General features: G+C 46.7%; 11 protein-coding genes. 2 read left to right on the plus strand and 9 right to left on the minus strand.

The genetic code is table 11. The features are described 5' to 3' along the window. Positions 1 to 1995 carry a replication restart helicase PriA gene (gene priA, locus HMPREF0860_RS11130; RefSeq protein WP_021329235.1) on the minus strand — a complete coding sequence of 665 codons (1995 nt, stop codon included), beginning with the start codon at positions 1993 to 1995 and terminating at the stop codon, positions 1 to 3. Next, positions 1992 to 2816: a uracil-DNA glycosylase gene (locus HMPREF0860_RS11135; protein ID WP_038080260.1), complete on the minus strand. Its 825-nt coding sequence runs from the start codon at positions 2814 to 2816 to the stop codon at positions 1992 to 1994. Before HMPREF0860_RS11135 ends, priA begins: the two co-directional genes overlap by 4 nt. A gap of 338 nt (positions 2817 to 3154) precedes the next feature. On the opposite strand from HMPREF0860_RS11135, the gene HMPREF0860_RS11140 reads away from it, so the two are divergent. Together HMPREF0860_RS11140 and HMPREF0860_RS11145 are read left to right on the plus strand one after the other, a co-directional pair. Then, the gene (locus HMPREF0860_RS11140) at positions 3155 to 4798 is read left to right on the plus strand and encodes a hypothetical protein (protein WP_156005623.1); all 1644 of its coding nucleotides are present in this window, start codon (positions 3155 to 3157) and stop codon (positions 4796 to 4798) included. Between the two features lie 10 nt (positions 4799 to 4808). Further along, positions 4809 to 5942, plus strand: a complete 1134-nt coding sequence (locus HMPREF0860_RS11145; RefSeq protein WP_021329231.1) for an MGDG synthase family glycosyltransferase — start codon at positions 4809 to 4811, stop codon at positions 5940 to 5942. Between the two features lie 10 nt (positions 5943 to 5952). Here the strand turns inward: HMPREF0860_RS11145 and thiI are convergent, their stop codons facing one another. From thiI to HMPREF0860_RS11180, 7 genes are all read right to left on the minus strand, one after another. Continuing rightward, on the minus strand, positions 5953 to 7110 hold the full coding sequence (gene thiI, locus HMPREF0860_RS11150) for a tRNA uracil 4-sulfurtransferase ThiI (RefSeq protein ID WP_169720809.1): 1158 nt from the start codon (positions 7108 to 7110) through the stop codon (positions 5953 to 5955). 116 nt (positions 7111 to 7226) lie between these two features. Next, positions 7227 to 8462 (minus strand): ROK family protein, encoded by a 1236-nt coding sequence (locus tag HMPREF0860_RS11155; protein WP_021329243.1) that lies wholly within the window; start codon positions 8460 to 8462, stop codon positions 7227 to 7229. Positions 8463 to 8491: 29 nt separating this feature from the next. Beyond that, positions 8492 to 9949: an FGGY-family carbohydrate kinase gene (locus HMPREF0860_RS13945; RefSeq protein WP_021495789.1), complete on the minus strand. Its 1458-nt coding sequence runs from the start codon at positions 9947 to 9949 to the stop codon at positions 8492 to 8494. A 2-nt stretch (positions 9950 to 9951) separates the two neighbouring features. Next, positions 9952 to 10782 (minus strand): carbohydrate ABC transporter permease, encoded by an 831-nt coding sequence (locus tag HMPREF0860_RS11165; RefSeq protein ID WP_021331597.1) that lies wholly within the window; start codon positions 10780 to 10782, stop codon positions 9952 to 9954. Then, positions 10779 to 11681: a carbohydrate ABC transporter permease gene (locus HMPREF0860_RS11170; protein ID WP_021495783.1), complete on the minus strand. Its 903-nt coding sequence runs from the start codon at positions 11679 to 11681 to the stop codon at positions 10779 to 10781. The genes HMPREF0860_RS11165 and HMPREF0860_RS11170 overlap by 4 nt, the downstream gene beginning before the upstream one ends. Before the next feature lie 94 nt (positions 11682 to 11775). Beyond that, the gene (locus HMPREF0860_RS11175; RefSeq protein ID WP_021495779.1) at positions 11776 to 13083 is read right to left on the minus strand and encodes an ABC transporter substrate-binding protein; all 1308 of its coding nucleotides are present in this window, start codon (positions 13081 to 13083) and stop codon (positions 11776 to 11778) included. A gap of 59 nt (positions 13084 to 13142) precedes the next feature. After that, entirely contained in the window at positions 13143 to 13763 is a 621-nt protein-coding gene (locus tag HMPREF0860_RS11180) for a class II aldolase/adducin family protein (protein WP_021495780.1), read from the minus strand. Positions 13764 to 13770: the final 7 nt, after the last annotated feature.

The following is a 13770-nucleotide window of genomic DNA, read 5'->3' on the forward strand; positions in this document are numbered from 1 at the left end:
TTATAACAGCGAGACGGGATCGACGTCGCATTCGATGTACACCGACTGCGCATGGCTGTAGCCGAAGAGGAGTGTTCTTGCGGCTTTTTGCAGGGGGCGGATATCGCTTCCTCGAAGCAGCAAGTGATAGCGGTAGTTTTGCGATATTTTTAAAATCGGGCATTCGGCAGGTCCGAGTATTTCGACGGCGTTTTCGAAATGCATTTTTTTTACTTCGTCGGAGAGGAGTTTCGCTCCTTCTTCTGCCGTTTCTTCGGCGGCGTTTTTATCGGCGGAACGGAATACGAGGCGGACGAGGCGGCTGAACGGCGGAAAGCCCAGGAGCTTTCGCTGTCCGAGTTCATACGCGTAAAATTTTTCCGTATCGTGGGTGCACGCGAGCGCGACGGGCTCTCTCGACGGGTTGTAGGTTTGCACGAGCACTTTTCCGTCGGGGAAAAAACGTCCCGCGCGGCCTGCAACCTGCGTGATAAGCGAAAATGTCCGCTCGGAAGCGCGGAAGTCCGGCACGTGCAGCCCCGTGTCCGCGAGCACGATACCGACAAGGCGCAGGTTCGGAAAGTTTAGCCCCTTGGCGACCATCTGCGTGCCGAGCATGATGTCGTATTCTCCGCGTCCGAAGGCCGTAAGTTTTTCTTCGAGTTCGCCTCGCTTTGTTAACGCGTCGGTGTCGATTCTGACGATCTTCGCGTTCGGAAATTTCGCTTTCGTTTCCGCTTCGATGTATTCGGTACCGAATCCCGAATAGCCGATATTGAGCGAACCGCATGCGGGACACGATTCGGGCGGTTCGACCGACCATCCGCAGTAATGGCAGCGAAGATGCCGCTCGCTTTTGTGGTAGGTCATCGGCACGGAGCAGTTTTTGCACGTCATCTCGTAGCCGCAGTCTCCGCATCGGAAAAAGTGGGTAAAGCCTCTCCGATTTAAAAAAAGTATCGTCTGTTTTTTGAGATTGAGCGTCGTCCTGATTTCGTTTGCAAGCGAACGCGAAAGGCAGCCGTCAGTCTGTTCCTTTGTCAAATCGATGCGCGCGATTTCGGGCATCGCCCCTCCTGCAAGGCGCTTTGTAAGCGTGTGACGGACGAGGCTTCCTTCGTTCATGAGGTGCCACGATTCGACCGACGGCGTCGCGCTTCCCATAACGAGCGGAATTGCCCTTCGCGATGCGCGGTACATTGCAACTTGGCGCGCGTGATAGCGGGGCGTCGTTCCGCTTTTGTAGGAAGCGTCGTGTTCTTCATCGATGATGATGAGTCCCAAATCCGGCACCGGAGCGAACACTGCGCTCCGCGCTCCGACGACGACGCGCGCTTCTTTTCGGAGTATGCGTTTCCACTCGGAAAACTTTTTACTTTTTGTGAGGCCGGAGTGGAGGACTGCTGCGGTTTCTCCGAAGCGAGAGCGAACCGCGCGTATCACTTGGGGCGTAAGGCCGATTTCAGGGACGAGATAGATGACACCTTTGTTTTGTGCGAGGACGGATTCGGCGACGCGCAAAAACACTTCCGTTTTGCCGCTTCCCGTCGGCCCGTACACGTAGTGGAAAGACGCGCGCTTTGCTTTTGCAGAAAGGATATCCGAAACCGCCTGCTTCTGTTCGTCGGAAAGTGCGTATGCTTCGCTTGAAGAGATGTCGTCGGTAAATGAAAATCCTCCGGCGCCCGCTTCACGCCTTCCGGACGGAATCATCGCCGAAACGATTTCGCCGAGCGGGCAGAGGTAGTAATCGGCCATCCATTTTGCGAGTGTAAAGAGTTCGCTCGTCAAAAGCGGCTCTTCGTCTACGATGCGCCGTACGGCGCGGATTTTTTCTTTCGGCACATCATCGGGCGCCGTATCTTTGATACCCGTGATAAAGCCCGTAAGCTTTCTGTTTCCGAAGGGCACTTCGACCCGCATTCCGATTTCGGCTTTTTCTTTTTCGTCGGGTGTATACGAATACGTAAACGATCGGTTTACCGGCACGTTTAAAACGACGTCGAGGTATATCATTTTTTAATAAAATCTTTTGCGTAATCCGGGACGAGACGCAAAAGTTCCGCGCGGAAAAGTTTTAAATCCTCCCACGCCGGCCGCTTCAGCGACACATCCCGAAGCAGGGCGCTCGGATGATAGGTGACGAGGAGCGGTATGCCCTCGTAATCGCGGAAAGTGCCGCGAAGTCGTCCGAGCGCTTCCGTCGTTTTTAATAAATTCTGCGCCGCAGTTCTGCCTGCTGCGAGGATGAGCTTGGGCTTGAGTATATGAATCTGCGCTTCGAGAAAGGAAATACATGCATCCGCTTCTTCGGGGAGCGGCGTCCTGTTGTTCGGCGGGCGGCATTTTACGATATTTGCGATGTAGCAGTTCACATCGCGCGAAAGGGAAATCGCTTCGAGCATTTTGTCGAGGAGCTTTCCCGCAGGCCCGACAAAGGGAAGTCCCTGAGCGTCTTCTTCCGCTCCCGGCCCTTCGCCGACGACGAGAACGGCAGGATTGGGAACGCCCATGCCCGGCACGGTGTGCGTCCTCTTTTTCGAAAGCGCGCAGCGCGAACATGAGGCGACTTTTTGTGCGACATCTTCGAGCGTGATGCCGCTCCGTCCCTGTCCGGCGCTCGCACGATCGGCCGGCTCCGCGTCTGCATAATCGCCGGCGCGTCCGAAGGATGCGGAAACGTAGGCCGTCCGATCGGAGGCTTCCGCATTTGTCGCAGGTTCGGCATCGTCGGAAAAAGAGGGCGCTTCCGAAAAAGCGCGCGGTATGTAAGCGCACAGCGACGACGATGCCGTTTTGAGGAGATTCCACACTGCTTGTTTTTCTGCGGCAAGCATATACTTAAGCATAACACATTGCTTGTGCTTTACGCAAGAATAAGGTATAGTAGGTCGAATATCGAGTTTCGAAAATATTTCTAAATAAAGGTATGCTTTTAGCGAGAACCCGTCCGCTTAGCCGCGGTCGAGCTTTTTAGGACAGGCTTCCGCAAGCCTAACGCTCGAAACGGCACGCAGCCGGAACCTCGCCTTGAGCATAATTTTATTTGTTTTTCGAAACTCGCCATTCAGTTGGTGAGCGAAACAGATGGAAAATTTCGAGTTTTAGAAAACTCGAAATTGAACCTAGTAAAAACGATTTTATGAAAATAAAAAAATTATCGATAATATTGTTTTTGGCGGCAGTATTTTTTTCAGCCGCATATACTCAAGTAAGCGTCGATCCCGCGGACGAGTTTTATGAAGCAGCTCTCCGTTGGCATATCCGCGGTGTCGTTTCCGAACTGCCGCAGCTCAAACCCTATCCGCAGGAAACCGTACGCCGTATCCTGCTCGCGGTTATGGAAAGAGGCGACCGTGAAGAAGCGTCCGACGCCCGCGAATATTACGATCAGATATTCGGTCAAGCGTGGCACGTATCGGCGGAAACAAAGGGTGCGACTCTCATTTCGCGGAACGGAACGACGGACGAGCGCGATATCGACGGACAGATCTTTTTTTCGCGGCACGTCGGCGGAGATGTGCTGTTTGCAAACGGCTTCGGCGCGGGGTACCGCGGGGGCGTTTCGGCTAAATTCATCGATACGTCATCAGGCGTGTTCAAAGATGCGTGGGCGTCTCCCGCCTACGATACGTTTATCGATACGATTGAAACGGGGGCGGCTGCGATAGATTTCGATGTCGACGCGATCGCTTCCTATGCGAACGAAAAAATCAGCTTGAGCGCGGGGTACAACCGCACGGGCTATACGAATTATATCGACGGCGGCAATGTTTTGAGTCCCGCCGCGTTCAACGCGCCTCAGTTTTCGTTCGCTTATGACGGTCACCGCTTCGATTTTGTACAGCATTTTGCAGCTCTCCGTGCGTCCGATATGCTCGGAAAAAACGGTCCCTACGGAAAATTCCTTTCTTTCCACGCGCTGCGCTTTACGCCGAACCGGAAAATCCGCCTTTCGTATTACGATTCGGTCGTCTACGGTAAACGCTTCGATCCGTCGTATTTGATTCCGTTTCCTGCCGGATTTATAGCTTCCGCAAACGGATACGACGATAACGTAATCGCAGGTCTTTTGTTCGAATATAATTTTTTCTCAGGCGTTTCGTGGCTTACCGATTTGAGCATCAATAAGCTCGACATACCGCAGATGGCTCGCCTGCGCTTCAATGCCGATAACCGTTTGGCGTTTAAAACGGGACTGTCCTATACGCCGAATGATTCGCTTTGCAAACTGTTGACTTTAAGCTATACGATCATCTCTCCGTATATGTATACATCCGAAGAGACGAACGGCGAATCATATAATTATCATTCATATACGAATTGGGGACGGAGCATAGGGCAAAGTCTCCCGCCGAATTCGGATCATATTTCGTTGAAAATCAAACTCGAGCCGGTAAAGCGTTTTACCGTTTCGACCTTTGCTTCCATTACTCGTCATGCGAACGTATATCAGTCGTACTCCAATGATGAACTGCGGGAGATGCTTTCCAAAGGTGGACGCGCGACGGACGGCAGCATCAATTCGCAGCGCTATGCTTCGACGCAGTTTTTATCGGAGTCGTACGTCATGTATATTGCGCGCGGCGGCGTCGAAGTTTCATACCGTTTTCCGCGCGTCAACGCGGGCGTCTTCGAATTGAACGGCATCTTCGCATACACGTATATCAGCAACGCGGGCATGGACACTCCGATATTCTCCGGCGCGACTAAAAGCACTGCGGATGCGCAATTCAACCTTATGCGTACCGCTTGGGAAAATCAACTGCACGACGAATACGACATATTCTTTTCGCTGGGTGTAAAATGGACATACTAGCGGAGGCGCGATGAAACGGAAATTTCTTTTTTTATATCTCAATACCGGCGCAGGTCATATTTCCGCAGCAAAGGTGCTCGCTGCGGCTTTAAAAGAAAAAGATCCCGACGTCGAAATCGAAATGCTCAACGGCTTCGACAAGTATAATTTTTTCGGGCACTTTATGTTCGAAAAGGGATACAATTACGCGACGAATTACGTTCACGGTGCCTTTCCGCTCATCTACGACATGGCGCAGCACCGCTGGGGCCAGACGATGTTCGTGCTTCCGCTGCGCTTTCACACGACGCGCTATCTCCGCCGCGTCATCCGCGAAAAGCAGCCGACCGATATCGTATCGTTTCACTTTGCCCTCACGCCCTTTGTTAAATCGGCGCTCCGGCAAATTTCCGAAAAGATCAATTTTACGGTAATGGTTACCGATCCGTTTACGCTGCCGAACGCATGGTTTTACGAAAACGATCAAAAATTTTTTGTGTTTTCGGAACAGGCAAAACGGCAGGCCGTCGAAGTCTGCGGCGTGCCCGAACAAAACGTCACCGTCGTTCCGTTTTTGATGAACGAAAAATATCTTATGCCGCTGCCGTCGAAAGACGAAATTGCAGCGATAAAAGCGAAGTACGGTTTTACGGCCGGCAAAAAAATCGTGCTGCTCGTCGGGGGTGGAGAGGGGCTTCCCGGTGCGGTTGAAATTATTAAAGAATGCGTGTTCCACCGCGCGCAGTTTTCGGTCGCAATCGTATGCGGCCGCGACAGAGCGTTTAAAGATGCGCTCGAACTCCTCAGGCGCACGTACCCCAAACTCGATCTGCACGTGTTCGGCTTTATCGATTACCTCGACGAACTTATTAAAATATGCGACTGCGCCGTCATCAAAGCGGGGCCTGCGACGCTTATGGAAGTGATTTCGTGCCGGAAGCCCGTCATCATCATCAAATACATTCACAATCAGGAGCTCGGTAATATGCGCTTTGCAGTCGATCATAAAGTCGGCTGGTATATCACAAAGCCGCGCGACGTGTACCGAAAAATCAACGAATTGCTTGTCGATAAAAATTTCGACGAAGAGATGAAAAAGAATTTCGACAGCGTGCACCTCGACACCGATGCCGGAAAAGTCGCTTCTCTTTTGCTCGAAAAATAGCAATGCGCGTTCAAACCGAAAAGTGTTTTATCTCCCGTTTTTCGAATGCTTCTTGTATCAATGCATCGGCGTCGAGGGACGCGTAAATCGCTTCGGCTTCTTCGGTTGATGCGCGGAGCACCGGATGCTTGGGTGAAAAGAGCACGCAGCAATCTTCATAGGGCAGGATCGACGTTTCGTATGTGCCGATTTCCCTTGCCGTGTCGATGATCTCTTCTTTGTCGAGTCCGACGAGGGGACGCAAAAGCGGGCGGGACGCGAAGTGTTCGGTAACGTTCAAATTGGCGATCGTCTGGCTTGCAACCTGTCCGAGACTTTCGCCGGTGATAATGCAGTCCGCGTGCGTCCGCTCTGCGATGAGGTTTGCCGTTTTCATCATGCACACGCGGAGCATGAGCGTCGTCCACGCTTGGGGCGCTTTTTCTTTAATGCGCATCTGCACGTCGGTAAAGGGAACGATATTCAAATACGTATCGAGTCCGTAATTTGCAAGGGATGCGGCGAGACTTTCAACTTTTTTTTGCGCTTCTTCCGACGTGTACGGATACGAGTGAAAATAAGCGCAGTCGATTTTCATGCCGCGCCGCATCATGCGGTAGCCCGCGACGGGCGAATCGATACCGCCTGAAAGCAGGAGAAGTCCTTTGCCGCTCGATCCGACGGGAAGGCCGCGCCGTCCTTTTTCCGCATCGGAAAAGACAAAGCAGCGGTCTCGCACTTCGACATAGATGCGCACGTCGGGGGAGTGCACGTCGACTGCGAGCACGCCTTCGCGAGATGCACGGTCGGCCGCTTTGCAGCAGATTTCATAGGAAGTGAACGGAAAGTCTTTGTCCTGCCGCCTCGCTTCGATTTTAAACGATTTTGCACCTTTTTCCTTTGCGTGCACGGCTTCTTCGTAGACTGCCAGACTTATGGAATCGATGTTTTTTTCGACGACTGCCGTTTTTGCCCAGCCCGTGATCCCGATGAGGTGCTCGAGCGCGAATCGCGCCGCCCCTTCGTCGTCGCAGTCGATATAGAGCCGTCCCGCATTTCCGCTCACTTTCGCGCTTGCGTTTTTGAGCAGCCGCCGCGCGTTTGCCGCAAGCCGGTTTTTAAATTCGTCGATATTCGAACCTTTGAGAGAAAGCTCTCCGACCTTTGCAAGATACGTCATACGCGCCAGTATAAATAATCGCGTCGAGTCGGGCAAGAGCGGTGCCCGTCTTATACAGGCTTTCGCACAACGGAAAACTTAGTTTTTACTCACATCACATTTTTTAATAGTATGCTTATTTGATTTTATATTTGTTCTTTTATATAAGGAAATTCTTTTTCAAAAGCAAGCCATGCGGCGCCGTATGCCCCCATATTTTCATCGAGCCGGGGTGCTAGAATTTTAAGCTGTTTGGAATTTTCCGCAATGGAATTTTCGCATAATGCTTTATATACGGTTTCGATAAAAACATCGCCCGCTTGTGCAAGCGTTCCGTACAGCACAATATAAGCAGGCGCTAAAATATCTACGACAATCCCCAGCGCAGAGCCCAAACATTCGGCAAGCGATTTCATAAATTCAATCGATTCGCCGTCACCCTCTTGTATCGTTAAAACAAGGTTTTCTACCGTTAAGCGGTTATAGTCGTTTTCAACACGGTCAAAAAGTCCTCTCATTTTTCCTAAAGAAACCGCTTCTATCAGTTTTACTTTTATTCCTACATCGGATATTTCCGAATTCAGGCACCCGTGTTTTCCGCACGAACAAAGACGGTTGCTGTTGGGTATTTTAAGGTGTCCCAATTGCCCGGCATAACCTTCGTTGCTTAAAAAAATCTCGTTGTTTATAACGGGAATAACCCGAATTCCGTTACGGATCGAAACAAATAAAAAATCCTGTAAATCCGGATATGCCATACTGTACTTGCGTTTATAACCGACAGCCATAACGGATACATTGCTCTTGATATAACATTTTATATTGTAACGCTCTTCTATCAGATTTTTTAAAGGTATATGTTTCCAATCTTGAATATAGGCATATTCAACGACTTCACCTGTTTGCGAATTATAATAGCCGGGAACACCTATACCGATGGCAAATATTTTGTTGTGTTCAAAGCGGTTTTTTATTTTATCTAAAACGGAAAAAATCCCGTCAAGCACTTGTTCGGCACAAATATTTTTAGAAAATTCGATTTTATCGTTAAAAACAATTTGTTCATCGAAGTTCATCAACACGCAATCAAGTTTAAATGAATTGAATTCGATTCCGATAAAATATCCCGCATCGGGATTTATTTTCAGCCACAGAGGTTTTCTTCCGACACGCGCATCAACGGATTCCTGTTCGCAAAGAAACTTTTCTTCTATTAATTCATCAATAAGACCGAGAATTGTGGTCATGCTGTAATTGGTTATTTTTTTTAAATCGAAGCGGGAAAGATGTTCGCTGTTTTTAATAATACTGAGAATTTTATTGCGCTTAAATGTTTTTCGGCTTTTTACAATCGAATCTGCCGTATTTTGATCGTCTGACATAACAGATATAAGAGAATACCCTTACTGCATTAGGAAATAATATGCTTCACGGCTTTATACAGTTTTTTATAAGCGTTGAAGTTTTTAGCATATACCGAAGTATACTCTTTTTTAGGAATAAAAGACAGTCTTTTTTCATTTTTAATATGTTCAAAAAAAAGCTCAACAAAATGTATATCAAGAGCCGAAGCGGCAAGCATTGCAGCACCCCGGCATGCGGTTTCCTGCACAGGACATACTTCTATCGGTAAACCGAACACATCGCTTTTTAACTGCATAATCGTGCCGGATTGACTTACGCCGCCCATAGCTATCAACTTCATTATCTTTATTCCTTTTTTGCGCAACAGCCGTATATTCAGCAAAATTTCGTACGTAACACCTTCCACTAAAGCACGGAAAAATTCATTTTTTGTCGTATGTATATTTAAGCCGATTACCGCCCCCGCACTTGAATCGTCGTTATAAGGGGATCCGGTCGAAGTAAAATGCGGTAAAACCAACAACTTAGTCGGTTCTTGTGCCATTTCAGCGACAACGGATTGATAAGACTTATTTTGCGCAAACTGTGAACAAAACCATTGTATGATATTTCCGCCCGTAAAGTTTCCGGGTAACGTAATAAATTTACCGTTTGCAATATGCGGGTAAGACGGAAGACCGATATTCCTCAATTCGGGCATAAATGAAGACGTTTCGCAAATCAACGTTTCCGTAGTTCCCAACGAATAAGCGGCTTCCCCTTCACCTAAAACGGCACAGCCGTATTCGCTGCACGCTTGATCGTGTCCGCCTTGAACGATACACACATCTTCCGGCAGTCCGGTTTGCTTACAAATTTTTTTGTCCGGCTTTCCCAATAGCGTTCCCGCTTTAAAAACCTGCGGCAATTGGGTTTTTGTTATTCCTAGTATTTTTAAAATCTCGTCCGACCACGCCAGTTTTTGTACGTCGAACATCATTGTCCGGGCGGCAAGAGAATAATCCGAAGACGGCGGTAAGCCGAAACACGAAATAATATAATCGCTGACACAGGCAAAAAAAACGGGCGGTGTTTTATACCGCTGTTGATTATTTAAAATCCACGCAATTTTAGGAGCGGTATGTACGGACGATACGATTTGTCCGGTAATCTCATAGATTTGCTCATCCGAAATACGATTACGCAAACTTTGTGTTTCTTTTTTTGCCCGCCGGTCGTAAGACAAAATAATATTTCCGACCGGAACAAAGTGCGAATCCAAGGGCACAACGCCTTCGCCCTGACTTGAAAAACTTACGGCAAGAATTTTTTCTTTTACACATGAGGTTATTTCACACAAAAGATCGCACACGTTTTTCCAAAGCGAATACGGATCCAATTCCGCCCAGCCTGCTTGAGGAACATAAATTATATTTTGCCGTTTTTTTACACACACGAGCTTTCCCGTTTCGTCAAAACAAGACGCTTTTACGGTTGTGGTTCCTAAATCTATACCTATAAACACGGCTATCCTTTTATCGCTCCGGCGAGCATTCCGCGGACAAAATATTTTTGTACCGCAATATAAAATAAAATCATCGGAGTACAGATAACGACAAGAATTGCAAACAGCGCACCCGGCTGGCTAAAATAAAAACCTTGATATTGCATGGGAATCAAAGTGAGTGTTTTCATAGAGGTTTCGCTCATCGTAACCAAGGCTAAAAAGAATTCGTTCCAAGACGTTAAAAACTGCCAAATCATAACAACAATTAAACCGGGGCGGATAACCGGAAGTATAATTAAAAAAAACAAACGCCACACACCGCATCCGTCCACAATAGCGGCATCTTCCAAATCGGGCGGCACGTTATCTAAAAACGCTTTTATAATAACCAAACCGAAAGGAATACCTAAAGCCGTGTAAGGAAATATCAAGCCTTGGTACGTATTTATCCATCCCAAAGTGCTGTTGATTTGTGTGAGCGGAATAACCAACGCGCTTATAGGAACCATCAACGTAAGCATAAGCGTATTATAAATAATTGTTTTGCCGCGGACCTGTTTCCGCGTTAAACCGAAAGCAGCCATTGCCGCCGTCAAAGTAACCAAAAAAACCGAAAAGCTTGTTATAATAAGACTTGAAATAAAATTCGGCAATAAATTATTTTGCCGAAAAACCAATTTAAAATTTTGCAAAACAACAGGAAATAAAAAGAGTACCGGTTCAAAAGCCTTTTCCGGTTTTCGCAACGACATACTTATCATAAAAATAAGCGGGCACATCCATAAAAAACCGATAATTAAAAGCACTACAGACCAACGGATTTGCCTTTTTTTCATTACTTTTAAAGTCATGCCGCAGCCCCCTTGTTTTTTACGTTACCGGAACCGAAAGATACCACTTGCCGTATGGTTAGCAATAAAGCCGTTAAAAGAACTACGACGGAAACGGCGGACGCATATCCCATTTTTTGCATGCGAAAACCGGCTTTAAATATGTATGTACCGGGCATTTCCGAAGCCGAATTCGGTCCGCCGCTGGTCATCGTATATACCAGGGCAAAAGTTTGCAAAGAACCGATAATACCGAGCATAATAAGCGTTTTATGAACGGACGATAACAGCGGCACATATATTGCAAAAATCTTTTTTATTTCGCTTACACCGTCTATTTCCACCGCCTCTCGTATATCCGTAGAAATTTGCGAAAGACCGGCAACATACAACAGCATTGACCAGCCCGTCCATTCCCAAATATTTACTCCTATTACGGCAAAAACAGCACTTCTATAATCTCCCAGCCAATTAAAAGGACCTTTAAAACCCAGTTTATACAAAGCATTCGTTATAAGCCCCTGATACGGGGAAAACATATTTTTAAACACTATCGCGATTGCAACAACGGACGTAACAACCGGTATAAAAAAAAGCGTTCTAAAAAACGGTTTATTACAAAACAATTTTTCTTCAATTATGTATGCCAAAGAAAAACCCAATACCATTTGTATAAAAACGGTAATTAAAATCCAATATAAGGCATTGCGCGCTGCCGTAAAAAAAACTCTGTCTTTAAATAAATCAATATAATTTCCGATACCGATAAATTTCATATTCGCTAAAGAAGACCAGTTGAAAAAACTTCCATATATAATAAAAAACACCGGATAGGCAATAAAAACAATAAAAAAAACGGCAGCAGGTACTATAAACAAATAACACGATATTGTTGTTTTTATAACATCACGTTTTTTCACAGTATATCTCCATAATATAAAAATCGGAATGGAAAATTGGGGCTGCCAAAACCGTGTGTTAACGATTTTTAAGACAGCCCCAAAGTGTTATTTTTTATTGCAGCACTTTATCTTGTGCAGCTTGTAAATCCGACAATGCTTTTTTTATAGTCAGCTGACCGGAGGCAACCCCCTGGCATGCGTTTTGTAAAGCAATTTCGACTTCGGGAGAAGCAATGCGCTGGTTTACCGCTACATCCAGCTTTGAAGCATAGGCATTTATTTGAGTTTTCAGGTTTGCAGGTATGCTCCCCTGCGGCGCTATGCCCTTAAACGCGGGAAGATTATTCAAATCGTTTATCGCTTCTTGGTTTGCTTTTCCGCCGATAAACGAAGACAACACTTTCCATGCGGCTTCGGGGTTTTTGCACGATTTACTGATTCCGTAACCGAAGTCCATTCCCCCGATAGGCGGTGAAGCTTTACCGCCGTCCGTATAAGGCGGAAGATAAAAGCTGTCGTACACCCAATTTTTTACGTTATCGACGGGATCCGGAGCGGTATATTCCTGCCACCACCAAGAACCGAGCGCCATCATGCCGATTTTTCCTGCGGTAAACAAATTTACCCCGTCCGGATAGGCATTGTTCGACAGAGCGCCCACTTGAATGATTCCAGAGTCAAACATGTCTTTAAAAGCCGTCATTGTTTTTTCAAAAACGGGATCCGTCCATTTTGCACTTCCGTTTTGCGCTCGTGTTACAAAATCGCCGTTTTGGTATGCCAACATTAAAAATACATTAACGTGTTGCCATCCGTCCGCTCCGCCGAAATACAAAGGCGCATAACCGCCTTGAGTAAGCTTTTTCGACACATCTTTTAACTGCTGCCACGTAGTAGGAACGGATAACCCCAATTCATCAAAGATTTTTTTGTTGTAGATAATATTTATGATTTGCGATTCAACGGGCAAAATATATACGCTGTCATCACCGGCGGCATTGCCCAATTTGATTTGATCGGCATCTATTTTATAAAACTTATCCATCCAATTTTCGCCCCACTCGGCTTTTGCATACGCACTCAAGTCGATCAAGTAGTCTTTATACTGCTGTGTCAGAGAACCCGGCTGCAAACCTAAAATATCGCCTAAGGTATTTGACCCGGCGCCTGCCGCCAAAGCCGCCAAATATTCGGGATTGTAATTGTAATTCGTATACGAGATTTTTATACCCGTATTATCACTTTCAAACGCACCGATCATTTTATTGATGGTTCTCGGTATCGGTGTCCACGTCCAAATACTTACATTGTTTGCACCGCTGCTCATCATAGCGCCGTCAGCTTTTTCTTTTTTACTGCAGCTCGTTAGAAGAGCAAAAACAGCAAACAGAACCAGAATCGTCTTTAACCCTTTTTTCATTTCAGCCTCCTTATGGCAAAACCCGATATTTTATCCCTCGTACCGAGGAAAATAAAACACTATTTATCCAAAAACATTTGCACTTCCGATTCTTCCAAGTTTTTTACGGGGGCTCCCATCCGTTCGGCATAATACAAAACTTTTGCTATCGCTTCGGCAGCTTCCACTTTATTCATTGCATCCATAAGCGTTTTACCTACGGCAACAACGCCGTGATTACCGAGCAGCACTATATCGTGTTTTAAAATATATTCGCGCGCTACATCGAAAATTTCACTGCAACCGGGTCTTCCGTACGGCGCGCAGGGAATTATTTTAAAATTTCCGATCATCTCCGGATAGGCCTTTGTTTCCACATTTTTTCCGCATAAAGCAAAGGCGGTAAGCATTGTGGGGTGCGCATGTACGACCGCACAAATATCGGGCCGTGCCTGATACGAACCGGTGTGTAAAATCAATTCGGAAGAAGGTTTCCCGATACCGCTTACTTGTTTCATTGTGCTTTCTTCAAGAACAACTATCTTTTCTTCCGTTAAAAATGCTTTATTTTGACCGGAAGGAGTAATGTATATATACCCGTCTCTCTTAATCGACACGTTTCCTTCGTAAGCGTTTACCAAACCCCTGCTGTCTAAGCGTTTACAAACCTCAAGTATTTCTTTGATTGCAGAAATATCCATAAAAATC

This window comes from Treponema socranskii subsp. socranskii VPI DR56BR1116 = ATCC 35536 (assembly GCF_000468115.1).
GTDB classification, from domain to species: domain Bacteria; phylum Spirochaetota; class Spirochaetia; order Treponematales; family Treponemataceae; genus Treponema_D; species Treponema_D socranskii.

What these genes read in the sequence shown, in the direction of transcription:
- priA (WP_021329235.1), bottom strand. Translation starts at nt 1,995, where the DNA reads ATGATATACCTCGACGTCGTTTTAAACGTGCCGGTAAACCGATCGTTT.
- HMPREF0860_RS11175 (WP_021495779.1), bottom strand. Translation starts at nt 13,083, where the DNA reads ATGAAAAAAGGGTTAAAGACGATTCTGGTTCTGTTTGCTGTTTTTGCT.
- HMPREF0860_RS11135 (WP_038080260.1), bottom strand. Translation starts at nt 2,816, where the DNA reads ATGCTTGCCGCAGAAAAACAAGCAGTGTGGAATCTCCTCAAAACGGCA.
- HMPREF0860_RS11155 (WP_021329243.1), bottom strand. Translation starts at nt 8,462, where the DNA reads ATGTCAGACGATCAAAATACGGCAGATTCGATTGTAAAAAGCCGAAAA.
- HMPREF0860_RS11165 (WP_021331597.1), bottom strand. Translation starts at nt 10,782, where the DNA reads ATGACTTTAAAAGTAATGAAAAAAAGGCAAATCCGTTGGTCTGTAGTG.
- HMPREF0860_RS11145 (WP_021329231.1), top strand. Translation starts at nt 4,809, where the DNA reads ATGAAACGGAAATTTCTTTTTTTATATCTCAATACCGGCGCAGGTCAT.
- HMPREF0860_RS11180 (WP_021495780.1), bottom strand. Translation starts at nt 13,763, where the DNA reads ATGGATATTTCTGCAATCAAAGAAATACTTGAGGTTTGTAAACGCTTA.